This is a genomic window from Pseudomonas sp. P867 (assembly GCF_019891455.1).
In the GTDB taxonomy this organism is placed as follows: Bacteria; Pseudomonadota; Gammaproteobacteria; order Pseudomonadales; family Pseudomonadaceae; genus Aquipseudomonas; species Aquipseudomonas synxantha_A.
The window spans coordinates 50,945-74,683 of the sequence record NZ_JAFLXB010000018.1 but is presented as its reverse complement, the minus strand read 5'-3'; the positions used below and the strand labels follow the sequence as shown (position 1 = coordinate 74,683).

Sequence of the window (23,739 nt, the reverse complement as noted above, 5' to 3'; positions counted from 1 at the left end):
CCGCACAGTGTCATGCCGGTAACCCTGGCAGATCGACCTGTGCATCCAGCAGGCTCATGAAAGCCCGCGCAGCGTTCGATAGCGTCCTTTCTGTATGCACGATATAGCCTAGCTGGCGACTGAGTTGTATGCCCGGCAAAGCGATACTTGCCACTTGATCATCGAGCATGGTGCGCGGCAACACGCTCCAGGCCAGGCCGATGGACACCATCATCTTGATGGTTTCCAGGTAGTTGGTGCTCATCGCAATATTTGGCGCAAGCCCCTGGGCTTCGAACAGGCGGCTGACAATATGGTGCGTAAAGGTGTTGCCGCCGGGAAACACCGCCGGGTGCCTGGCGATATCGGCCAGGCTGATGGAGCCGTTGCTGATCAGGCTGTGTTCCGGCGCTACCACAAAGTCCAGCGGGTCATCCCATACCGGCGAGGCGCGCACCAGATGGTGCGGCTCGGGCGCCAGGGTGATTACCGCCACTTCGGCGCGACCATGGAGTATTTCTTCGTAGGCCACTTCTGAATCCAAAAACTGAATATCCAGTGCCACGTTTGGGTATTGCCGTGTGAAGGTGCGCAGGATCGGTGGCAGGCGGTGCAGGCCTATATGGTGGCTGGTGGCCAGAGTGAGGCGCCCGCTGACTTCCCCTGTAAGGTTGGTCAGGGCGCGGCGGGTGTCGTCCAGCACGTTGAGGATTTGATAAGCGCGCGGCAGCAAGGCCCTGCCGGCTTCGGTCAAGCCGACTTCACGGCCCAAGCGATCAAACAAGCGCACTTTCAATTGCTGCTCCAGGCCCGCGATGCGTTTGCTGATGGCGGGCTGCGTCAGGTGCAGGCGTTCGCCGGCCCCCGAGAAGCTGCCGGTCTCGGCGATGGCGATAAAAGCATTGAGGTTGGCCAGATCCATGGTGCTATTCCAGTTGGTAATCCAAAGCATAAAAAATATGAATTTGAGTTATTTAATGTAGCGCCATACCATCAGCCTCACAAGCCAAAGGGTTATTGAAAAGCCCGGCGTATAGAAACACCGCTGATGAGGACCGACTGATGGCCGGCAAAACGCTTTACGACAAGCTTTGGGATTCCCATGAAGTGAAACGTCGCGATGATGGATCGTCGCTGATCTATATCGACCGTCACATCATCCATGAAGTGACCTCGCCCCAAGCGTTCGAAGGCCTGCGACTGGCCGGGCGCAAGCCATGGCGCGTCGACTCCATCATCGCCACGCCGGACCACAACGTGCCGACCACTCCTGAGCGCAAGGGCGGTATCGAGGCCATTGCCGACCAGGTCTCGCGTTTGCAGGTGCAAACCCTCGACGACTATTGCGACGAATACGGCATCACCGAATTCAAGATGAATGACGTGCGCCAGGGCATCGTCCATGTGATCGGCCCGGAGCAGGGTGCGACCTTGCCGGGCATGACCGTGGTCTGCGGCGACTCCCACACCTCCACCCACGGTGCGTTCGGCGCCCTGGCCCATGGCATCGGCACCTCCGAGGTGGAACATGTGTTCGCCACCCAGTGCCTGGTCGCCAAGAAAATGAAGAACATGCTGGTACGCGTCGAAGGCCAATTGCCGTTTGGCGTGACCGCCAAGGACATCGTGCTCGCCGTGATCGGCAAGATCGGCACCGCCGGCGGTAACGGCCACGCCATCGAATTCGCCGGCAGCGCCATTCGCGACTTGTCCATCGAAGGGCGCATGACCATCTGCAACATGTCCATCGAGGCCGGTGCCCGTGTGGGCATGGTGGCGGCGGATGAGAAAACCGTGGAGTACGTCAAAGGTCGCCCGTTTGCCCCGCAAGGCGCCGATTGGGACGCCGCCGTCGAAGCCTGGAAAGACCTGGTGTCCGACGCCGATGCGGCGTTCGACACCGTGGTCGAACTCGACGCTGCGCAGATCAAGCCGCAAGTCAGCTGGGGCACTTCGCCCGAAATGGTCCTGGCCGTTGACCAGAACGTACCGGACCCGGCCAAAGAGGCCGACCTGGTCAAGCGCGGCTCCATCGAGCGTGCCTTGAAGTACATGGGCTTGAAAGCCAACCAGGCGATCACCGACATCCAGTTGGATCGCGTGTTCATTGGCTCCTGCACCAACTCGCGGATCGAAGACCTGCGCGCCGCGGCGGTGATCGCCAAGGGCCGCAAGGTTGCCTCGACCATCAAGCAAGCTATTGTGGTACCGGGTTCCGGCCTGGTGAAGGCGCAAGCCGAAGCTGAAGGCCTGGACAAGATCTTCCTCGAAGCCGGTTTTGAATGGCGTGAACCAGGCTGTTCGATGTGCCTGGCGATGAACCCGGACCGTTTGGAGTCGGGCGAGCATTGCGCGTCCACCTCCAACCGTAACTTTGAAGGGCGTCAGGGCGCCGGTGGCCGCACCCACCTGGTCAGCCCGGCCATGGCCGCCGCCGCTGCCGTCAACGGTCGTTTCATCGACGTTCGCGAATTGATCTGAGGAATACCCGATGAGAGCTTTTACCCAGCACACAGGTCTTGTAGCGCCGTTGGACCGTGCCAACGTGGACACTGACCAGATCATCCCCAAGCAGTTCTTGAAGTCGATCAAGCGCACCGGTTTTGGCCCCAACCTGTTCGATGAGTGGCGCTATCTGGATGTGGGCTACGCCTACCAGGACAACTCCAAGCGCCCGCTGAACAAAGACTTTGTGCTCAATGCCGAGCGCTATCAGGGTGCCAGTGTGTTGCTGGCCCGGGAAAACTTCGGTTGCGGCTCCAGCCGTGAACACGCGCCGTGGGCCCTGGAAGAGTACGGCTTTCGCAGCATCATCGCGCCCAGCTATGCCGACATCTTCTTCAACAACAGCTTCAAGAACGGCCTGTTGCCGATCATCTTGAGCGATGCCGAAGTGGATGAGCTGTTCCAGCAAGTGGAAGCGAATGTGGGCTATCAGTTGACCGTGGACCTGGCCGCGCAGACCGTCACCCGTCCGGACGGCAAGGTCTATCACTTTGAAGTAGATGCGTTTCGCAAGCACTGCCTGATCAACGGCCTGGACGATATCGGCCTGACCTTGCAGGACGGCGATGCGATTGCCGCGTTTGAAGCCAGGCACCGGGCGAGTCAGCCTTGGTTGTTTCGCGATGCCTGATTTGCGGTAACCGTGCGGGCCCCATCGCGGGCAAGCCCGCTCCCACATGGATCGATGTTCGCCTGAACACCTCGGTCAACTGTGGGAGCTGGCTTGCCTGCGATAGCGCCAGTGCAACCACCACAAACCCCAAGGAAAGCCACCATGACCACCACTGCCCATACCCAAGTCGTGCAAAAACAATTCGGCGAACAGACTGCGGCCTACCTGAGCAGTGCCGTGCACGCCCAGGGCACCGAGTTTTCGCTGCTGCAGGCCGAGCTGGCCGGGCAGGGCGCTGCACGGCTGCTGGACCTGGGTTGCGGTGCCGGTCATGTGAGTTTCCAGGTGGCGCCTCTGGTTAAAGAAGTGGTGGCCTATGACCTGTCCCGGCAGATGCTCGACGTGGTCACCGCCGCCGCGAAAGATCGCGGCCTGCACAATATCCGCACCGTCCACGGCGCCGCCGAGCGTCTGCCGTTCGCCGATGGCGAGTTCGACTTCGTGTTCAGCCGTTATTCGGCCCACCACTGGAGTGACCTGGGCCTGGCCCTGCGGGAAGTGCGCCGCGTGCTCAAGCCGGGCGGGGTGGCGGCGTTTGTGGATGTCTTGTCACCGGGTAGCCCATTGCTGGACACTTACCTGCAAACCGTCGAAGTGCTGCGCGACACCAGCCACGTGCGAGATTACGCCGCCGCCGAGTGGATGCAGCAACTCAGCGAGTCCGGTCTGCATGTGCGTAACAGTCTGCGCCAGCGCCTGCGCCTGGAGTACACCTCGTGGGTCGAGCGCATGCGCACGCCAGAGGTGCTGCGTGCGGCAATCCTTGAGCTGCAAAGGGCGATGGGCCAGGAAGTGCGCGATTATTACGAAATTCAGGCCGACGGCACCTTCAGCACCGACGTGCTGGTGGTCTTTGCCCAGTGTTGATTGATTTTTCCCGACCTGCCCACGGGCGGGTCGCTTGATGAAATGAGGAACCCATGAGCAAGCAGATTCTGATTCTCCCTGGCGACGGTATTGGTCCGGAAATCATGGCCGAAGCGGTCAAGGTGCTGGAGCTTGCAAACGCCAAGTACAGCCTGGGCTTCGAGCTGAGCCACGACGTGATCGGCGGCGCCGCCATCGACAAGCACGGCGTGCCCCTGGCTGACGAAACCCTGGACCGTGCCCGTGCGGCCGACGCCGTGTTGCTCGGCGCCGTGGGCGGCCCGAAGTGGGACAAGATCGAGCGTGACATCCGACCGGAGCGCGGCCTGTTGAAAATCCGCGCGCAACTGGGCCTGTTCGGCAATCTGCGCCCGGCGATCCTCTACCCGCAACTCGCCGATGCCTCAAGCCTCAAGCCGGAAGTGGTGGCGGGCCTGGATATCCTGATCGTGCGTGAGCTGACCGGCGGTATCTACTTCGGCTCGCCACGGGGCGTGCGCGAGTTGGAAAATGGCGAGCGCCAGGCCTACGACACCCTGCCGTACAGCGAGAGCGAAATCCGCCGTATTGCCCGGGTCGGTTTCGATATGGCCCGTGTGCGTGGCAAAAAGGTGTGCTCGGTGGATAAAGCCAACGTGCTGGCCTCCAGCCAACTGTGGCGCGAAATCGTTGAGGAAGTGGCCAAGGATTACCCGGACGTCGAACTGAGCCACATGTACGTCGACAACGCCGCGATGCAACTGGTGCGTGCGCCCAAGCAGTTCGACGTGATCGTCACCGACAACCTGTTCGGCGACATCCTGTCCGACCAGGCGTCCATGCTCACAGGTTCCATCGGCATGTTGCCGTCGGCGTCCCTGGACACCAACAACAAGGGCATGTACGAGCCGTGTCACGGTTCGGCGCCGGACATCGCAGGCCAGGGCATTGCCAACCCGCTGGCGACCATTTTGTCGGTGTCGATGATGCTGCGTTACACCTTCAACCTGAGTGAAGCGGCCGACGCGATCGAGAAAGCCGTCAGCCTGGTACTGGACCAGGGCCTGCGCACCGGGGACATCTGGTCCCAGGGCTGCACCAGGGTCGGAACGCAAGAAATGGGCGACGCAGTAGTCGCCGCGCTGCGGAATCTGTAATCTCTCGGGCCCGCTTGCAGTTGTTGCTGCAAGGCGGCCCACTTTTTAACAAGGTGTAGTTGCGATGAAACGTGTAGGTCTGATCGGTTGGCGCGGTATGGTCGGTTCCGTGCTCATGCAGCGGATGCTGGAAGAGCAGGATTTCGATCTTATTGAGCCGGTGTTTTTCACCACTTCGAACGTAGGTGGCCAAGGGCCGTCCGTGGGCAAGGATATTGCCCCGCTCAAGGACGCCTACAGCATTGAAGAGTTGAAGACCCTCGACGTGATCCTGACGTGCCAGGGTGGCGACTACACCAGCGAAGTCTTCCCCAAGCTGCGCGAAGCCGGCTGGCAGGGTTACTGGATCGACGCCGCTTCCAGCCTGCGTATGCAGGATGACGCGGTGATCATCCTTGATCCGGTCAACCGTAAGGTCATCGACCAGCAACTGGATGCCGGCACCAAGAACTACGTGGGCGGCAACTGCACCGTCAGCCTGATGCTGATGGGGCTCGGTGGCCTGTTCGAAGCCGGCCTGGTCGAGTGGATGAGTGCCATGACCTATCAGGCTGCTTCCGGTGCCGGTGCGCAGAACATGCGCGAGCTGATCAAACAGATGGGCGCGACCCATGCCGCTGTCGCCGATCAACTGGCCGACCCGGCCAGCGCGATTCTCGACATCGACCGTCGTGTGGCCGAAGCCATGCGCAGCGACGCCTACCCGACCGAGAACTTCGGCGTGCCATTGGCCGGTAGCTTGATCCCGTGGATCGACAAGGAACTGCCCAACGGTCAGAGCCGCGAGGAGTGGAAGGCTCAGGCCGAGACCAACAAGATCCTCGGTCGCTTCAAGAACCCGATTCCGGTGGACGGCATCTGCGTGCGCATTGGCGCCATGCGTTGCCACAGCCAGGCGTTGACCATCAAGCTGAACAAAGACGTGCCGATCGCCGATATCGAAGGCTTGATCAGCCAGCACAACCCTTGGGTCAAGCTGGTGCCGAACAACCGCGATATCAGCATGCAGGAGCTGAGCCCGACCAAGGTCACCGGTACCCTGAATGTACCGGTGGGCCGTCTGCGCAAGCTGAACATGGGTAGCCAGTTCCTCGGTGCGTTCACCGTCGGCGACCAGCTGCTGTGGGGCGCGGCTGAACCGCTGCGTCGCATGTTGCGGATTTTGCTGGAGCGTTGATCGCTTTCTTGCATTGAAGAACCCCGCGCTCTGGTGACAGGCGCGGGGTTTTTTATTGTTCTGTCGGGCGCTATCGGGAGCAAGCCCCCTCCCACATTCGACCCAGTTCCAACCTTGAAATGGAGGGCAAGTGTGGGAGGGGGGGCTTGCTTGCGATAGCGCCATCAGCCACACCACAAGGCCCAGGCTAATTGCCTCACCCCCAGCCACCCGGTAAAGTGCCGCTCCCCCCTGCAATGCCCGAGGCAGCCCCCATGACCCAGACCTTTGAAATCGCCGTGATCGGTGCCACCGGCACCGTGGGTGAAACACTGGTGCAGATCCTCGAAGAACTGGATTTCCCGGTAGGCACCCTGTATTTGCTGGCGGGCAGCAACTCGGCGGGGGCTTCGGTGCCGTTTCGTGGCAAGAACGTGCGGGTCAAAGAGGTCGACGAGTTCGATTTCAGCAAGGCGCAGTTGGCGTTCTTCGCAGCAGGCCCGGCGGTGACCCTGAGTTTCGCCCCGCGCGCCACAGCCGCTGGCTGTTCGGTGATCGACTTGTCCGGTGCATTGCCTGCCGAACAGGCGCCGCCAGTGGTGCCGCAGGCCAACGCCCAGGTGTTGAACGGTTTGAAAAAGCCGTTCCAGCTCGGCAGCCCAAGCCCGTCTGCCACCTACCTGGCGGTAGTGCTCGCGCCGTTGCGGGGTTTGGTGGACATCCAGCGCGTGAATGTCACCGCCAACCTGGCGGTCTCTGCCCAGGGCCGGGAGGCCGTCAGCGAGTTGGCGCGGCAGACCGCTGAGTTATTGAACGTGCGTCCACTGGAGCCGAAGTTCTTCGATCGGCAAATGGCGTTCAACCTGCTGGCTCAAGTCGGTACGCCAGACGCCCAAGGTCATACAGCCTTGGAGAAACGCCTCGTACACGAGCTGCGTGCCGTGCTGGAAACACCTTTGCTAAAGATTTCCGCAACCTGCGTTCAAGCCCCGGTGTTTTTCGGCGATAGCCTGACAGTGTCGTTGCAATTGGCCGCGCCGGTCGATCTGGCCGCAGTCAACCGTGCACTCGATGCTGCGCCGGGTATCGAGCTGGTTGAGGAGGGCGATTACCCAACGGCTGTAGGCGATGCGGTCGGCCAGGATGTGGTTTACGTAGGACGCGTACGTGCAGGTGTCGACGACCCCGCGGAACTAAATCTGTGGTTGACGTCAGATAACGTACGCAAGGGCTCGGCCCTGAACGCTGTGGAGCTGGCGCAGTTGTTGATAAAAGGCCTTGTGTAAAAGATACTTGGCGGCAATTTGTAGATTGATTCTAGCCAGGCGCTATGCTTGGTCCCAAGTGAAACACAAGCGCGTCGGTGACCTATCGGCTCGCCATGCCTTATGGCAGCGGTTACCAACCTTCTCGCAGGGCGGGGAGCGTTCAAACAAAGGATGAGGCTATGGTTCAAGTTCGCAAACTGGTGTTAGCAATAGCGGCCGCCTCGGCGCTGTCCTCCGGTATGGCGCAGGCGCTGCAACTTGGGGAGATGACCCTCAAGTCGAAGTTGAACCAGCCGCTGTCGGTGGAAATCGAATTGCGTGATGTGGGCGGCCTCACGGCGGCCGAGATCACTCCGAGCCTGGCTTCTGCCCAGGCCTTCGTGGATGCGGGTGTTGACCGCCAGGCGTTTCTCGATGACCTGACGTTCACCCCGGTGATCAACCCCGAAGGTCGCAGCGTGGTGCGCGTGACCTCCAGCAAGCCGCTGCCCGATTCCTATGTGCGCTTCCTGCTGCAGGTGCAATGGCCCAATGGCCGTTTGATGCGTGACTACAGCGTACTGCTCGACCCGGCCAAGTTCGACCAGCCGGCACCGACTGCCAGCGCGCCGGCCAGTACCGCACCTGCCGCCGGCACGCCCGCCCAGCACACCACCACGTCCCGCGACACCTTGTGGGAAATCGCCGCGAAGAATCGTAACGGCGCCTCGGTCCAGCAGACGATGCTGGCGATCCAGGCGCTCAACCCTGACGCTTTTATCGATGGCAATATCAACCGCCTGAAAACCGGCCAGGTCCTGCGCCTGCCAGATGTCACGCAAAGTACGGCGCTGGCGCAGCCTCAAGCGATCGCCGAAGTCAGCGCGCAGAACGCCGCATGGCGTCAGGGCCGTCGTACCCCCAAGGGCCAAGTGGCCGGCAAGGCGCAGTTGGATGCGACCAAGCGTACCCAGGCCGGCAATGCGCCGACGAGCACCCAGGCCAAGGACAACTTGAGCCTGGTCTCGGCCGAAGCCGCCAAGCAAGGTACGAAGGGCAAGGCCGGTGATAACCGTGCATTGAGCGACAAGCTGGCGATGACCCAGGAAGAGCTGGACACCACCCGCCGCGATAACGAAGAACTGAAGAGCCGCGCCGCCGACTTGCAAAGCCAGTTGGACAAGTTGCAAAAGCTGATTCAGTTGAAGAATGACCAGTTGGCTCGCTTGCAGGCGCAAAACGGTGAGCCGGCTACGGCTGCAATCCCTGCGCAGCTGGCAGGTGAGCCCGCAGCAGAGCCTGCGGCGCCCGCTGCAACCCCTGCACCCGCCGCTGAACCGCCCAAGCCGGTCGCGGCACCTGCTACCACCGAAGGCAAGTTCAATGACTTGCTGACCAACCCTATTATCCTCGGCATCATTGGCGGGGCAGGCATCCTGGTGGTGCTGCTGCTTCTGTTGCTGTGGGCGCGCCATCGCAATGCCCGCCGCGAAGAGGAAAAGCATCTGCGCATGGCGCGGGCGCTGGCCGAAGAGCCTGAGTTCACGCCCAATATTGACCAGGACCTGCCGCCCGACAGTTTTGAAGGCCTTGAAGTGCCGCCGCCGAGCGTCAAGCTGGGCGCCGCGCCAGCGCCTGCCCCGGTGGCTGAGCCGGTTGTCGTGCCGACTGTCGCTTCCGTGCTCGCACCCCTGGCCGTCGCTGTTGCCCAGGAGAATTCCAGCGATGCATTGGCTCAGGCCCAGTCCCATATCGACCGCGGCCACCTGAACCAGGCGGCTGATGTGCTTGAACAAGCCATCAAGCATGAGCCCAAGCGCAGCGACCTGCGTTTGAAGCTGATGGAAGTCTACGGCCTGCAGAATGACAAGGACGGCTTCGTCACCCAGGAGCGGCAATTGGTCGCCAACGGTGAGAACCACGCCCAGGTCGAGCAGCTCAAGAGCCGCTTCCCGGCCATGGCCGTGCTGGCAGCGGGCGTCAGCGCCGCCGTGGCTGCTGCGGCTCTCGATGCGCAGTACGTCAAGGATTTGCTCGATGACAAGCCGGCCGCGCCTGAGCCGGCGGACACCTTCGACAACGATTTTGACCTTAGCCTGGATGAGCTGGAAGCTGCCTCGCCGGCCGAGATCGCCCGGGACCAGCAAACCTTTGAAGCACTGCTGCAACAACAGACTGAGGCAAAGGCCGATGCGCAGGATCTCTCGGACTTTGACCTGGACCTGCAACTGGATCCGCCAGCGTCGAAATCCGATGACGACTTCCTCTCGGGACTTGAGGAGCAGATGAAGGACGTGCCGCCTGTCGAGCCGCCCACCCTGACACCTGCCGCGCTGGACGAATTCGAGTTGCCGGAAGACTTTGACCTGTCCCTGGCTGATGAGCCGACGGCCCCGGCAGCCAAGCCCGATGCGTTTGCCTCGGAACTGGACGACGTCAATGCCGAGTTGGACCGATTGTCCCAGAGCCTGGAGCACCCGCCGATCGAGCCGACCTTCACGGCCGAGGATGCCGCGCTGGGCGGTGATGATGAACCGGATTTCGATTTCCTCTCAGGCACGGATGAAGTCGCTACCAAGCTCGACCTGGCCCAGGCTTACATCGACATGGGTGATGCCGATGGCGCTAAAGACATCCTTGATGAAGTCTTGGTCGAAGGCAACGAAGACCAGCGTGGCGAAGCCAAGGAAATGCTCGGCCGAATCTAAAGCCAGGCGCTATAACAGTGTGGGAGGGGCGGTGCGACGATTCGACTTGCTCCCTCCCACATTTGTTTGGCATCGATCCATAACAAAACGCCCGTCAGGCATCCGACGCCTTTATAATGCCCGCCTTTGCGCAACTCATCAGGCTCTCAGTTCTTGGCAAATATAGATAACGCGGCCGCCGAAATGGCGGCCGCCGGCTTTTACCGCATCGCCCTGGGCGTGGAATACAAAGGCTCGCGCTATCGCGGCTGGCAGCGTCAGGCCTCCGGCGTGCTGACGGTGCAGGAAACCCTCGAAAACGCCCTGTCCAAAGTCGCTGACTCGCCGGTGTCGCTGATGTGCGCCGGGCGTACCGACGCTGGCGTACACGCGTGTGGCCAGGTGGTGCACTTCGACACCCAGGCCGAGCGGTCGATGAAGGCGTGGGTGATGGGGGCGAATATCAATTTGCCCCACGACGTGAGTGTGAGCTGGGCCAAGGTCATGCCGGCGCATTTTCATGCACGCTTCAAGGCCATCGCCCGGCGTTACCGCTACGTGATCTACAACGATCAGATCCGGCCCGCGCATCTCAATGAAGAAATTACCTGGAACCACCGCCCACTGGATGCCGAGCGCATGGCCGAGGCCGCGCAGCACCTGGTGGGCGTGCATGACTTCAGCGCCTTCCGCGCCGGCCAGTGCCAGGCCAAGTCGCCGATCAAGGAAGTTCATCACCTGCGAGTCACCCGCCACGGCAAGATGATCGTGCTGGATATTCGCGCCGGAGCGTTCCTGCATCACATGGTGCGCAACATTGCCGGCGTGCTGATGACCATCGGCACCGGCGAGCGCCCGGTTGAGTGGGCCAGGGAAGTGCTGGAAAGCCGCATTCGTCGCACGGGCGGCGTCACGGCGCACCCATTTGGCCTGTATTTGGTGGATGTGGAGTACCGCGACGAGTTCCAGTTGCCGGAACGCTTTATCGGGCCACACTTCCTCACAGGTTTCAGTGAACTTGGCGGCTGACGCCCGGAAAAGCTTTTGTTAACATCCGGGACTTTCTCGGTCCAACCCTGAGGTTCCTACGACATGTCAGCCGTTCGCAGCAAGATTTGCGGGATTACCCGCATAGAAGACGCGCTGGCGGCAGTCGAGGCAGGGGCCGATGCCATCGGTCTGGTGTTTTATGCCAAAAGCCCGCGCGCGGTGAATGTGCTGCAGGCGCGGGCCATCATTGCGGCGCTGCCGCCTTTCGTGACCACCGTGGGCTTGTTCGTCAACGCCAGTCGCTGCGAACTCAATGAAACCCTGGATGCGGTGCCGCTGGACATGCTGCAGTTCCACGGCGATGAAACGCCTGATGAGTGTGAAAGTTATCAGCGCCCGTACATCAAGGCGTTGCGGGTCAAGACGGGCGACGATATCGCCGCGGCGTGTGCCGCGTATATCGGCGCTCGCGGGATCCTGCTCGACACCTACGTCGAAGGCGTACCGGGTGGTACGGGTGAGGCGTTCGATTGGTCGCTGATTCCCGAAGGGTTGAGCAAGCCGATCATCCTGGCCGGTGGGCTCAACCCTGCGAACGTCGGGGCTGCCATCGAGCAGGTGCGGCCGTATGCCGTGGACGTCAGCGGTGGGGTGGAGCAGGGCAAGGGCATCAAGGATCACAACAGGATTCGCGCATTCATGCAGGCCGTGCGCAACAGCAGTGGCGGGATGTGACGGCTGGCAGTCTGCCGCCGTCCATAACTACCACTGTGTAAAACAGCCCGGCGCCGCCTGTGGGTGGCCCGGAAATGAAGTGGCAACCCTGCGCTGGCAGGTTGTCTGGAAGGCTGAGGATGCAGGCGGGAAATGGCAGGTCCAACGTCTGACCCCGTCCCGCAGGCATCATCGCCACATATGAATTTAGCTCAAGGGCATACGCGGGGCTGTGTTCAAGCCACCGGTACTGGAGAAAGAAAGCATGAGCAACTGGTTAGTAGACAAACTGATCCCTTCGATCATGCGTTCCGAGGTGAAGAAAAGCTCGGTTCCTGAAGGTCTGTGGCACAAGTGCCCGTCCTGCGACGCGGTGCTGTACCGCCCGGAGCTGGAAAAGACCCTGGATGTTTGCCCCAAGTGCAATCACCACATGCGTATCGGCGCGCGCGCGCGCATCGACATCTTCCTGGATGCCGATGGCCGCAACGAACTGGGCGCTGACCTGGAGCCGGTCGACCGTCTCAAGTTCCGCGACAGCAAGAAGTACAAGGACCGTCTGGTCGGTGCGCAGAAGCAGACCGGCGAGAAGGACGCGCTGATCTCGGTCAGCGGCAAGCTGCTGGGCATGCCGGTGGTGGTCTCGGCCTTCGAGTTTTCCTTCATGGGCGGTTCCATGGGCGCCATCGTCGGTGAGCGCTTTGTGCGTGCGGCCAACTACGCCCTGGAAAACCGTTGCCCGATGATCTGCTTCGCCGCCTCCGGTGGTGCGCGTATGCAGGAAGCGCTGATCTCCCTGATGCAAATGGCCAAGACCTCGGCGGTACTGGCGCGTCTGCGCGAAGAAGGCATTCCGTTCATCTCGGTACTGACCGACCCGGTCTACGGCGGCGTTTCCGCCAGCCTGGCGATGCTCGGCGATGTGATCGTCGGCGAGCCCAAGGCGCTGATCGGTTTTGCCGGCCCGCGTGTGATCGAGCAAACCGTGCGCGAGAAGCTGCCGGAAGGCTTCCAGCGCAGCGAGTTCCTGCTGGAGCACGGTGCTATCGACCTGATCATCCCGCGTGGCGAACTGCGTCCACGCCTGGGTAACCTGCTGGCGCAAATGATGGGCCTGCCGACGCCTGTGTACGTCGCGCCTAAAGTCGAGCCAATCGTCGTGCCGCCGGTGCCTGCAAACCTATGACCCAACGTACCCTGGGCGAATGGCTCGCCTACCTTGAGCAGTTGCATCCGTCCGCCATCGACATGGGCCTGGAGCGCTCGCAACAGGTAGCGGCCCGCCTCGGGTTGGGCCAGCCGGCACCGCGTGTGATCACGGTGACCGGCACCAATGGCAAGGGCTCCACCTGTGCCTTTGTCGCGGCGCTGTTGCAGGCCCAAGGCCTGAAGGTCGGCGTGTACAGCTCGCCGCACCTGCTGCGCTACAACGAGCGGGTACAGCTCAATGGCGTCGAAGCCACGGACGAGCAGTTGTGCGCAGCCTTCGCTGCCCTGGATGCCGGGCGTGGCGATATTTCCCTGACCTATTTCGAGATGGGCACCCTGGCGGCGTTCTGGCTGTTCGAGCGTGCGCAACTGGATGTGGTCGTACTGGAAGTCGGCCTCGGCGGGCGCCTGGATACGGTCAATGTGGTGGATGCCGACCTGGCGCTGGTCACCAGCATCGGTGTTGATCATGCCGACTACCTGGGCAATACCCGCGAGTCCGTGTCCTATGAAAAGGCCGGGATCTTCCGTCCAGGCAGGCCGGCGCTGTGTGGCGACCTGGATCCGCCGCAACCTTTGCTGGACAAGGTGCGCGAGCTGGATTGCCCGTTCTACCTGCGCGGCCGTGAATTCAATCTCGATATCGGTGCGACCCATTGGCAATGGCGCGGGCGTGATGCCCGTGGCAAGGTGGTCGAGCTGCTTGATTTGCCGCTGCTGAACCTGCCGATGGAAAACGCTGCGCTCGCGCTGCAAGCCTATTTGCTGCTGGATCTGCCGTGGGATGCCGAGCAGATCGGCGCAACCCTGCGGGCGACGAAAGTGGTGGGGCGCCTGGATCGTCGGGTGCTCGACTGGCAAGGCAAGCGCCTGAACCTGTTGTTGGATGTGGGGCACAACCCCCATGCGGCTCACTATTTGGCGCAGCGCCTGGCACGCACGCTACCGGCCGGCCGTCGACTGGCGGTGTTCGGGCTGTTGGCCGACAAGGATCTGGATGGGGTGGTTGCGCCGTTGCTTGGCAGTGTTCAGTCTTGGGCTGTTGCGCCGCTGGATACGCCGCGCAGCCGGCCGGCGGTTGAGCTGCAGACCGCCTTGCAGAACCTTGGCGCGCCCGTGACGTCGTATGCAAGCATCACTGCCGCCCTTGAAGCGCAGTGTGCGGTGGCTACGGCAGAGGACGAAATCCTGTTGTTCGGATCATTTTATTGTGTTGCCGAGGCGCTCGAATGGCTGGCCCGGCGCTCCACGGAGGAAGCTGCACATGGCATTACTGGATAGCGCATACAAGCAGCGAATGGTTGGAGCCCTGGTATTGGTGGCGTTGGCAGTCATCTTCCTGCCGATGCTGTTTTCCCGTCAGGACGAGCAGCGCCAGGTGGTGGTTGAAGCGCCCGCTGCGCCCCAGGCGCCGGTGGTGCCCCAGGTTCAGGTCGAGCCGGTGGTGGTGCCCGAGCCTCAGGCGTTGCCGGAAGAACCTGTACCTGTCGAGGAGGAGGTCGCCACGCAACCGGCTCCTTCGATGCCGGTGCAGCCAAGTGTGCCGGTGGTCAAGCCGACGCCGGCACCGGCTGTCGCTGCCAAACCGCCTGCACCGGCGCCAACGCCCAAGCCTGTGGCGCCGCAGCCTGCTGCGCCGGGTAAACCGGATGTGGGCCAGGGCCGCATTGATCCCAATGGCCTGCCGATCAGTTGGTCGATCCAGCTCGCCAGCCTGGCCAATCGCGAAAGTGCCGACGCCTTGCAGAAAAAGCTGCGTGCCCAGGGTTATAACGCTTACATCCGCAGCGCCGATGGCAAGAATCGTGTGTTTGTCGGGCCGCTGATCGAGCGCGCCGAGGCTGATCGCCTGCGCGATTTGCTGGGCCGCCAGCAGAACCTCAATGGGTTTGTGGTGCGCTTCCAGCCAGAGCGCGGCTGATTCAAGCAGGCATTAACGCAATCTAAGTGTGGGAGGGGGCTTGCTCCCGATAGCGGTGGGTCAGTCAGTACATCTGATACTGACACACTTCAATCGGGAGCAAGCCCCCTCCCACATTGGTTTATGGTGGGCTTGAAATGGCGTTCACACCGCCCAATCTATTGATTTGCAAAGCAGCCGCAATCACCGCTTACCGATAGCCCGGCGCTCTGCTAAAATGCGCCGCCTTATCCGTACGTAGGCTGCACTGTGCCATTTACCTGGGTTGATTGGGCGATCGTTGCAATCGTCGCCATCTCCGCTTTGATCAGTCTGAGCCGCGGCTTCGTAAAAGAAGCACTGTCGTTGCTGACCTGGATCATCGCAGGAGTCGTAGCCTGGATGTTCGGTGGTTCACTGTCGGTCTACCTGGCCGGGTACATAGAGACACCTTCGGCTCGCGTCATCGCGGGCTGCGCCATCATGTTCATCGCCACGCTGCTGGTGGGGGCAATGGTCAATTATCTTATTGGCGAATTGATACGTGTCACCGGCCTCTCCGGGACCGATCGATTTCTCGGCATGGCCTTCGGTGCCGCGCGTGGCGCGTTGCTGGTGGTCGTGGCGGTCGGGCTGTTGAGCCTGGGGCCGGTACAGCAGGATTCGTGGTGGCAGGAGTCGGTACTCGTGCCAAAATTTCTATTGGTTGCAGATTGGTCCAAGAACCTCATATTGGGGTGGAGCAGTCAGTGGCTGGCCAGCGGAATCAGCGTACCCGCTGATCTTCCGTTCAAGGAACACCTCTTGCCGGCGCAAACGCCTCAGTAAGCTGTGTTCAGTCAAGATTCATTAAGTAGGGGTTGCGTCGCATGTGTGGCATCGTCGGTATCGTCGGTAAGTCGAACGTCAATCAGGCGCTGTATGACGCGCTAACCGTCCTCCAGCACCGCGGCCAGGACGCTGCCGGTATTGTGACCAGCCACGACGGCCGGTTATTCCTGCGCAAGGACAATGGCCTGGTGCGTGACGTGTTCCATCAGCGTCACATGCAGCGCCTCGTCGGGCACATGGGCATTGGCCATGTGCGTTACCCGACTGCCGGTAGTTCGACTTCGGCCGAAGCTCAACCGTTCTACGTCAACTCGCCTTACGGCATCACCCTGGCGCACAACGGTAACCTGACCAACGTTGAACAGCTGGCCAAGGAGATCTACGAATCTGACCTGCGCCACGTCAACACCAGTTCCGACTCGGAAGTGCTGCTCAACGTGTTCGCCCACGAACTGGCCCAGCGCGGCAAGCTGCAGCCGACCGAAGAAGACGTGTTTGCTGCCGTGATCGACGTGCACAACCGTTGCGTCGGTGGTTATGCCGTGGTGGCGATGATCACCGGGTACGGCATCGTCGGTTTCCGCGACCCCCACGGCATCCGCCCGATCGTGTTCGGCCAGCGTCACACCGACGAAGGCGTCGAGTACATGATCGCGTCCGAAAGCGTGTCCCTGGATGTACTGGGCTTCACCCTGATCCGCGACCTGGCGCCGGGCGAGGCTGTCTACATCACCGAAGACGGCAAGCTGCACACCCGCCAGTGCGCCGTTGCGCCGAAGCTGACCCCGTGCATCTTCGAACACGTCTACCTGGCGCGTCCGGACTCGATCATCGACGGTGTGTCGGTCTACAAGGCGCGTCTGCGCATGGGCGAGAAGCTGGCCGAGAAGATCCTGCGCGAGCGTCCTGAGCACGACATCGACGTGGTCATCCCGATTCCGGACACCAGCCGTACCGCTGCGCTGGAACTGGCCAACCACCTGGGCGTCAAGTTCCGCGAAGGCTTCGTCAAGAACCGCTACATCGGCCGTACCTTCATCATGCCCGGCCAGGCTGCGCGCAAGAAATCGGTGCGTCAGAAGCTTAACGCCATCGAGCTTGAGTTCCGCGGCAAGAACGTGATGCTGGTGGACGACTCCATCGTACGCGGCACCACCTGCAAGCAGATCATCCAGATGGCCCGCGAAGCCGGTGCGAAGAACGTGTACTTCTGCTCTGCAGCGCCTGCGGTGCGTTACCCGAACGTGTACGGTATCGACATGCCGAGCGCCCATGAGCTGATCGCACACAATCGTTCGACCCAGGACGTGGCCGACCTGATCGGCGCCGACTGGCTGATCTACCAGGACCTGCCAGACCTGATCGAAGCGGTCGGCGGTGGCAAGATCAAGATCGAGCAGTTCGACTGCGCCGTGTTCGACGGCAAGTACGTGACCGGAGATGTCGACGAGGCTTATCTGAACAAGATCGAGCAGGCGCGTAACGACTCGTCCAAGATCAAGACCCAGGCGGTCAGCGCGATCATCGACCTGTACAACAACTGAGTAGACACCGGCCCTGAGGGGCCGGTTTTGTATCTTAAATAACGTATTGAGTAAGGAGTCGCAGCATGAGTCAGGAATGGGATGCCGGTCGGTTGGACAGCGACCTCGATGGCGTAGCTTTCGATACCCTGGCTGTGCGCGCCGGCCAGCACCGCACCCCGGAAGGGGAGCACGGTGACCCGATGTTCTTCACCTCAAGCTACGTGTTCCGCACGGCGGCCGACGCTGCGGCGCGTTTTTCCGGTGAGGTGCCGGGCAACGTGTACTCGCGCTACACCAACCCGACCGTGCGCGCGTTCGAAGAGCGTATCGCGGCCCTGGAGGGCGCTGAGCAGGCTGTGGCGACCGCGACCGGCATGGCGGCCATCCTGGCGGTGGTGATGAGCCTGTGCAGCGCTGGCGACCATGTGCTGGTGTCGCGCAGCGTGTTCGGCTCGACCATCAGCCTGTTCGAGAAGTACTTCAAGCGCTTCGGTATCGAAGTGGATTACGTGCCCCTGGCGGATTTGTCCGGCTGGGATGCGGCGATCAAGGCCAATACCAGGCTGCTGTTCGTCGAATCGCCGTCGAACCCGCTGGCCGAGTTGGTCGACATCGCTGCGCTGTCCGAAGTCGCCCACGCCAAGGGTGCGATGCTGGTGGTGGATAACTGCTTCTGCACCCCGGCCTTGCAGCAACCGCTGAAGCTGGGTGCGGACATCGTGGTGCACTCGGCAACCAAGTTCATCGACGGCCAGGGTCGTTGCATGGGCGGCGTGGTGGCTGGACGCAGCGAGCAGATGAAGGAAGTGGTGGGCTTCCTGCGTACCGCCGGCCCGACCCTGAGCCCGTTCAATGCCTGGATCTTCCTCAAGGGCCTGGAAACCCTCAGCCTGCGCATGAAAGCCCATTGCGCCAACGCCCAGGCCCTGGCCGAGTGGCTGGAGCAGCAGGACGGTATCGAGAAGGTGCACTACGCTGGCCTCAAGAGCCACCCGCAACACGCCTTGGCCCAGCGCCAGCAGCGTGGTTTTGGTGCGGTGGTGAGTTTCGAAGTCAAGGGCGGCAAAGACGGCGCCTGGCGCTTTATCGATGCGACGCGCTTGATCTCCATTACCGCCAACCTGGGTGACAGCAAGACCACCATCACTCACCCGAGCACCACCTCTCATGGGCGCCTGGCGCCGCAGGAGCGTGAAGCGGCCGGTATCCGTGACAGCCTGATCCGTATCGCGGTGGGCCTGGAAGATGTAGCAGACTTGCAGGCAGACCTGGCCCGCGGGCTGGCGGCCTTGTGATCGAGTGGTCCATGGAGGCCGCAGCGGCCAGTAACGGGCGCGTTGCGCTGGTAACGGGCGCGGCGCGGGGCATTGGTCTGGGGATTGCCGCGTGGCTGATCAGCGAAGGCTGGCAGGTGGTGTTGACCGACCTTGACCGCGAGCGCGGCGCCAAGGTGTCCAAGGTGCTGGGTGATAACGCCTGGTTCATCACCATGGACGTGGCCGACGAGAAGCAAGTGGCCCAGGGGGTTGCAGAGGTGTTGGGGCAGTTCGGGCGACTCGACGCGCTGGTCTGCAATGCCGCCGTGGCTGACCCGCGCAATATCACCCTGGAAAGCCTCGATCTGGCGTACTGGAATCGCGTGCTGGCGGTGAACCTCGGCGGGCCGATGCTGTTGGCCAAGCATTGCGCGCCGTACCTGCGCGCCCACGGCGGTGCGATCGTCAACCTGGCCTCGACCCGGGCCCGTCAATCGGAGCCGGATACCGAAGCTTACGCGGCGAGCAAGGGTGGCTTGCTGGCCCTGACTCACGCCTTGGCCATGAGCCTGGGGCCAGAGGTTCGGGTCAATGCGGTCAGCCCTGGCTGGATTGATGCGCGTGATCCTGCTGCACGCCGTGCGGAGCCGCTCACCGATGCTGATCATGCCCAGCATCCGGCGGGCAGGGTCGGTACGGTAGAGGACGTGGCGGCGATGGTGGCCTGGTTGCTGTCGCGTCAGGCCGGGTTTGTCACCGGGCAAGAGTTTGTAGTGGACGGTGGCATGAGCAAGAAGATGATTTACAGCGAGTAGGGCGGTTAGCCGTCTTGAAGTGATTTTGTCTTTTTCAGAAAAACTTCAAGCAGGCTATTGACTTAGGTCCGCTACCTGCGTAAATTTCGCGGCCTCAACGAAGCAAAGGGTGATTAGCTCAGCTGGGAGAGCATCTGCCTTACAAGCAGAGGGTCGGCGGTTCGATCCCGTCATCACCCACCACTTCTTGAGAGTCTTGCACTTGTGGCAAGACGCAACTTTAAAGGTTGCACCGACGCGCAGCGGTAGTTCAGTCGGTTAGAATACCGGCCTGTCACGCCGGGGGTCGCGGGTTCGAGTCCCGTCCGCTGCGCCATATTTTACAGGTTCGATGTGTCGGGCTTGAGATTGAACAACCCAGGTTGATCGATCAGATGTTCAAAGGTGGTTGAGGGTTTACGCTCAATCAGCCAAGCGATACGCAGCGGTAGTTCAGTCGGTTAGAATACCGGCCTGTCACGCCGGGGGTCGCGGGTTCGAGTCCCGTCCGCTGCGCCATATCTGCATCAAGGCCCACTGAACGCCTTGAAGCACAAGAAAGCCACTGGCTGACTTGATCCGATAGCAAAGACCCTGGTCGAAAGACCGGGGTTTTTTGTGTCTGGCGTTTGAAAAAACGTCATGGTGTTTGTGACATCGTCCTCATTTATAGGCAAGCGGCTGACAGATCGTCTCGATCTTGTCGGCCGTTTTGCGTTGTTGTGTCAAAAAATTTCAATGTGGTTATTTGCCGCAGGCGCAGAAACCTTTAAAGTTAACCCTTCGGTCAACTTTGCACTGTCATCATGGCCTTTTGATTCGTCGTAAAAAGGCTTCTGCAAGTCTCGATATTCGGTGTACTTAACCATAAGGGCGGATTTATAACCGCTCAGAGGATGATCCATGTCCAACCGTGAAATAACCCGGCGCTCGTTCCTCCAGGGCGGCCTGGTGGCGGGTGTGAGCGTCACGCTGACACCGCTGAGCACCCAGGCGCTGGCTGCCCTGATGGAAAACAGCGTTACCGTGCCGTCCGAAAAATGGCTGGGCAATAACGGCAAGGCGCGTCAGCGTAACGATGCGTTGTCCAAAGTGTGCGGCAGCAAAGTCTTCGCCCGCGACATCCGCTCCAAGGACATGCCCGGCTGGCCCGTGCAGCAAGGTCACGCCATGCTGCTGAAAACCATCAAGGCCGACCATATTTATGCGGGCTACGACCTGGCGTGGCTCGGCGCCGATCTGCAGCCGGATCGTATCGTCACCGCTGCCGATCTGGACAAGGACGGTATTGTTTTCCCCGAGGAGCATGCTCCGGATCCGCTGCTGCCTGAAGGCAAGGTGCCGATGTTTATCGGTCACCCGGTGGCGATCCTGATCTGGAACGATTTCGAGCGTTTCCGCCAGGCCAAGAACAAACTCAAATTCAACGACAAGGCGATTCGTTACGGCGCCAAAGTGCCGTACTACGAAGGCGACCCTTACGGTAGCTTCCGCTATGTGCGCGTTGGCGGCGCCACCTCGGCCGATGAAGACGAATTTGCCAGCCTCAAGGATTCGATTCTGTTTCCGATGCTGAAAAACCGTCGCCCGGTATGGAATTCACAACCGAATCTGCACGGCAACCTGACCGAGCGCGGGCTGTTCTACGCCGACCGCATGAAGAGTCAGATCAACACACCGCCGGACAACTGGCTGGTGTTCGACGAGCGCTACAAGACCCCGTCAATCGAGCCGGCAGCCATGGAGCCGGACAACGGCAACGGTTGGTACGATCCGGCAACCAAGACCCTGCATTTCGTGGTGGCCACCCAGTGCCCGTTGGAGGTGGCCACCGAGACTGCGAAAATGATCTCGCCGTCGCGCTTCGGCCTGGCCAACCTGAACATGCACCCCGGTTACACCGTGGGGTACGGCTCCAAAGACCACAACATCTTTGTCTACTACGCCGCCCTCGCGGCGTTGTACGGCGCCGGCGTGCCGGTGCGTCTGGCCAATGACCGTTACGAGCAGTTCCAGAGTGGCATCAAGCGTCATCCGTTCGACATTCGTTACCAATTGGCTGTCGACAAGAACGATCACAGCTTCAAGATCTTCCTCGCCGACATGAGCGTCGACGGCGGTGGCCGGATCAACTACAGCCCCTCGGTAGCCGCTGTAGGCGCCACGGCCGCACAGTCGATCTACTACATGCCGCAGAACGACCTGCAAGTCACCGCGTATCACTCGCGGGGCGTTGAAGCCGGTTCGATGCGTGGGTACGGCACCCTGCAAAGCATGGCTGCGACTGAAATGATGGTCGATGAAATCGCCGGTCGTCTCGGTGTAGATGCTATCGAGTTGCGCCGCAAGAACGCACTGCGTTCGGGCATGAAAAACACCCAGGGCGCCATTCCTGCCGGTGCGTTGCGCCTGCACGAAATCCTCGACAAAGCCTCTGTGCACGAGGTCTGGAAAAACCGCGACGCGATCAAGCAACAACGCGAAGCCGCGGACCCGGATAACTGGTACGGCGTGGGTTTTGCTATCTGCCAGAAAGACTTTGGCACTGGTTCCGAAGCTCCGATGGCCAGTATCGAATTCAGCGCTGACGGTCGCATCAGCCTGCGTCATATCGGTATCGAAATCGGCACCGGTATGTCTACCTCGCAATCGCTGGTCGTTGCCGATTTCCTTGGCAGCCCGGCCCACGAAGTGAAGACTGGCGAAACAGAGTGGAAGGAAATGCAGCTGATCACCAGCGGCAACCCTTACATCATGAGCCAGGCCGAGCAGGACAACCTGCTGCGCAACCCGCGCTGGGTGGGCAAGCTCGCTTCGGCATCTTCGGCCACCAACTCGGCGTACTACTTCAGCCACGCCACCCGTGAAGCGGCGCGCGTGCTGTTCAACCATGGTTTGTGGCCGGCGGCGCTGGAGATCTGGCGTCAGGGCCCGTTCGGCGGTCAGGCCAACCCGTATGTGGTGCGCCGCGAAGATGCGCATTGGGTCGACGGCAAGCTCACCGCCAACGGCATGCAGCCGCTCAGTTTTGAAGAATTGGCCAAGCGTGCCCACGAGCGCGGCCTGGTCACCGCGGCGACTGTGCACGGTTTCAACCGCTGGAGTTGGGCCGAGGCTGAATACAGCATCGACGGCGTGCGTGAGCGCCTGCCGCTCGACGGCCTGGCCGTGAAGTACGGCGACGGCGCGCCAAAAGCCAAGCAGGCGCTGATGAGCACTGCCGGCTTCCATCTGCTGGATCGCCAGAATATCAGCTACCCCGCGACGCAGTTGAACAACGCTGCCGTGACTTACTACAGCCCGGTCGCCACATTGGTCGAGCTGAAGGTCAATAAGGGCTCGGCGCAGGTGGAGGTGCTCAATCACCATTCGTGGATCGAGTGCGGTCGCGTGTTGGTTGAGGAGTTAGTCAAAGGTCAGCTTGAGGGCGGTGTCGCCATGGGCATCGGCCACGCATTGATGGAGGAAATGCCGCTGTATGAAGGCGGGCCGGGGGAGGGTGACTGGAACTTCAACCGTTACCGTCTGCCGATGGCGCGTCACGTTGCCGTGTGGAAACAGACGTCGGAGATTTTGCCGGCGCTGTCGCCGAGCGATCCATCCAAGGGTATCGCTGAAGTGGTGATGATCCCGATCGTCGGGGCCATCGGTAATGCCGTGGCGCACGCCATCGGTAAACGTGTTCGCGACCTGCCAATCACTGCTGCGCGCATCAAGGAAGCCCTCAATGCCTAACCGTCCGCTTCAACTGACCCTCAATGGTCAATCCGTCGGCCCAGTGGACATCCCTGATGACCTGCCGATGATCGACTACCTGCACGAATACAAAAACCTCACTGGCTCGCGTCTTGGCTGCGGCCAGGGTATTTGCCACGCTTGCGTGGTCATCGTCGACAACCCGGACGGCACCAGCGAAGAAGTGCGCACTTGCATCACCGGCGCGCATTACTTTGAAGGCAAGCGAGTGCGCACCATCGAATCCCACGCCAAGCGCGATGAGTCGGGGCAGGTTATCGAACTGAACCCGATCCAGCAGCGCTTCGTGGATGAGTTTGCGTTCCAGTGCAGCTACTGCGCGCCGGGCTTCGTCAACGCAGCGACCGTGCTGGTGGAAAAGCTGCAACGTCAGCCGACCGTACACAGCAAACTGGAACAAGTCATCGAGGACAGCCTTGGGCATCACGTCTGCCGTTGCACTGGATACGTGCGTTATTACAACGCTACCCGCAACGTGCTGACCGATCTCGGCCTGGTCAAGGAGGGTTGAGC

Annotated in this window: 20 protein-coding genes and 3 tRNA genes; 21 read left to right on the top strand and 2 right to left on the bottom strand. The window is 61.3% G+C overall.

From position 1 onward, the window contains the following. Positions 1–10 precede the first annotated feature (10 nt). Positions 11–901: a LysR family transcriptional regulator gene (locus J1G33_RS25435; RefSeq protein WP_005789775.1), complete on the bottom strand. Its 891-nt coding sequence runs from the start codon at positions 899–901 to the stop codon at positions 11–13. 140 nt (positions 902–1,041) lie between these two features. On the opposite strand from J1G33_RS25435, the gene leuC reads away from it, so the two are divergent. The 19 genes from leuC to J1G33_RS25340 all read left to right on the top strand — a co-directional run bounded on the left by leuC (position 1,042) and on the right by J1G33_RS25340 (position 19,989). Further along, positions 1,042–2,460 carry a 3-isopropylmalate dehydratase large subunit gene (gene leuC, locus J1G33_RS25430; RefSeq protein ID WP_223019001.1) on the top strand — a complete coding sequence of 473 codons (1,419 nt, stop codon included), beginning with the start codon at positions 1,042–1,044 and terminating at the stop codon, positions 2,458–2,460. Positions 2,461–2,470: 10 nt separating this feature from the next. After that, positions 2,471–3,115: a 3-isopropylmalate dehydratase small subunit gene (gene leuD / locus J1G33_RS25425; protein ID WP_005789771.1), complete on the top strand. Its 645-nt coding sequence runs from the start codon at positions 2,471–2,473 to the stop codon at positions 3,113–3,115. 144 nt (positions 3,116–3,259) lie between these two features. Continuing rightward, positions 3,260–4,024, top strand: a complete 765-nt coding sequence (locus tag J1G33_RS25420; RefSeq protein WP_223019000.1) for a class I SAM-dependent methyltransferase — start codon at positions 3,260–3,262, stop codon at positions 4,022–4,024. A gap of 53 nt (positions 4,025–4,077) precedes the next feature. Then, positions 4,078–5,160 carry a 3-isopropylmalate dehydrogenase gene (gene leuB, locus J1G33_RS25415; RefSeq protein ID WP_032880245.1) on the top strand — a complete coding sequence of 361 codons (1,083 nt, stop codon included), beginning with the start codon at positions 4,078–4,080 and terminating at the stop codon, positions 5,158–5,160. A gap of 64 nt (positions 5,161–5,224) precedes the next feature. Beyond that, on the top strand, positions 5,225–6,337 hold the full coding sequence (gene asd, locus J1G33_RS25410; protein WP_005789767.1) for an aspartate-semialdehyde dehydrogenase: 1,113 nt from the start codon (positions 5,225–5,227) through the stop codon (positions 6,335–6,337). Between the two features lie 254 nt (positions 6,338–6,591). Then, positions 6,592–7,602 carry an aspartate-semialdehyde dehydrogenase gene (locus J1G33_RS25405; protein WP_223018999.1) on the top strand — a complete coding sequence of 337 codons (1,011 nt, stop codon included), beginning with the start codon at positions 6,592–6,594 and terminating at the stop codon, positions 7,600–7,602. 161 nt (positions 7,603–7,763) lie between these two features. Next, on the top strand, positions 7,764–10,271 hold the full coding sequence (locus J1G33_RS25400) for a FimV/HubP family polar landmark protein (protein WP_223018998.1): 2,508 nt from the start codon (positions 7,764–7,766) through the stop codon (positions 10,269–10,271). A gap of 183 nt (positions 10,272–10,454) precedes the next feature. Beyond that, positions 10,455–11,279: a tRNA pseudouridine(38-40) synthase TruA gene (truA, locus tag J1G33_RS25395; RefSeq protein ID WP_005789756.1), complete on the top strand. Its 825-nt coding sequence runs from the start codon at positions 10,455–10,457 to the stop codon at positions 11,277–11,279. Between the two features lie 63 nt (positions 11,280–11,342). Continuing rightward, positions 11,343–11,975: a phosphoribosylanthranilate isomerase gene (locus tag J1G33_RS25390; RefSeq protein WP_005789755.1), complete on the top strand. Its 633-nt coding sequence runs from the start codon at positions 11,343–11,345 to the stop codon at positions 11,973–11,975. Positions 11,976–12,219: 244 nt separating this feature from the next. Next, positions 12,220–13,140: an acetyl-CoA carboxylase, carboxyltransferase subunit beta gene (gene accD / locus J1G33_RS25385; RefSeq protein ID WP_005789754.1), complete on the top strand. Its 921-nt coding sequence runs from the start codon at positions 12,220–12,222 to the stop codon at positions 13,138–13,140. After that, entirely contained in the window at positions 13,137–14,444 is a 1,308-nt protein-coding gene (gene folC / locus J1G33_RS25380) for a bifunctional tetrahydrofolate synthase/dihydrofolate synthase (protein ID WP_032880250.1), read from the top strand. Before accD ends, folC begins: the two co-directional genes overlap by 4 nt. Continuing rightward, positions 14,428–15,084, top strand: a complete 657-nt coding sequence (locus J1G33_RS25375; RefSeq protein WP_223018997.1) for an SPOR domain-containing protein — start codon at positions 14,428–14,430, stop codon at positions 15,082–15,084. The genes folC and J1G33_RS25375 overlap by 17 nt, the downstream gene beginning before the upstream one ends. Positions 15,085–15,333: 249 nt before the next feature. After that, positions 15,334–15,891: a CvpA family protein gene (locus tag J1G33_RS25370; protein ID WP_005789751.1), complete on the top strand. Its 558-nt coding sequence runs from the start codon at positions 15,334–15,336 to the stop codon at positions 15,889–15,891. A 41-nt stretch (positions 15,892–15,932) separates the two neighbouring features. Next, positions 15,933–17,438 carry an amidophosphoribosyltransferase gene (gene purF / locus J1G33_RS25365; protein ID WP_003192537.1) on the top strand — a complete coding sequence of 502 codons (1,506 nt, stop codon included), beginning with the start codon at positions 15,933–15,935 and terminating at the stop codon, positions 17,436–17,438. Positions 17,439–17,503: 65 nt separating this feature from the next. Continuing rightward, a complete protein-coding gene (locus J1G33_RS25360; protein ID WP_122734599.1) occupies positions 17,504–18,715 on the top strand; it encodes an O-succinylhomoserine sulfhydrylase in 1,212 nt (403 codons plus the stop codon). Between the two features lie 11 nt (positions 18,716–18,726). After that, positions 18,727–19,491 carry an SDR family oxidoreductase gene (locus J1G33_RS25355; protein ID WP_032880253.1) on the top strand — a complete coding sequence of 255 codons (765 nt, stop codon included), beginning with the start codon at positions 18,727–18,729 and terminating at the stop codon, positions 19,489–19,491. A gap of 107 nt (positions 19,492–19,598) precedes the next feature. Then, positions 19,599–19,674 (top strand) — tRNA-Val (locus J1G33_RS25350). A 56-nt stretch (positions 19,675–19,730) separates the two neighbouring features. Next, positions 19,731–19,807 (top strand) — tRNA-Asp (locus J1G33_RS25345). Positions 19,808–19,912: 105 nt separating this feature from the next. Further along, positions 19,913–19,989: transfer RNA gene (locus J1G33_RS25340), tRNA-Asp, on the top strand. Positions 19,990–20,195: 206 nt separating this feature from the next. Here the strand turns inward: J1G33_RS25340 and J1G33_RS25335 are convergent. After that, positions 20,196–20,375, bottom strand: coding sequence for a hypothetical protein (locus J1G33_RS25335; RefSeq protein WP_032880254.1), 180 nt, complete (start codon positions 20,373–20,375; stop codon positions 20,196–20,198). On the opposite strand from J1G33_RS25335, the gene J1G33_RS25330 reads away from it, so the two are divergent. Both J1G33_RS25330 and J1G33_RS25325 read left to right on the top strand, forming a co-directional pair. Then, positions 20,374–23,205, top strand: coding sequence for a xanthine dehydrogenase family protein molybdopterin-binding subunit (locus J1G33_RS25330; RefSeq protein WP_223018996.1), 2,832 nt, complete (start codon positions 20,374–20,376; stop codon positions 23,203–23,205). The two genes, J1G33_RS25335 and J1G33_RS25330, sit on opposite strands and share 2 nt — an antisense overlap. Beyond that, on the top strand, positions 23,198–23,737 hold the full coding sequence (locus J1G33_RS25325) for a (2Fe-2S)-binding protein (RefSeq protein ID WP_005789732.1): 540 nt from the start codon (positions 23,198–23,200) through the stop codon (positions 23,735–23,737). Before J1G33_RS25330 ends, J1G33_RS25325 begins: the two co-directional genes overlap by 8 nt. Positions 23,738–23,739 lie beyond the last annotated feature (2 nt).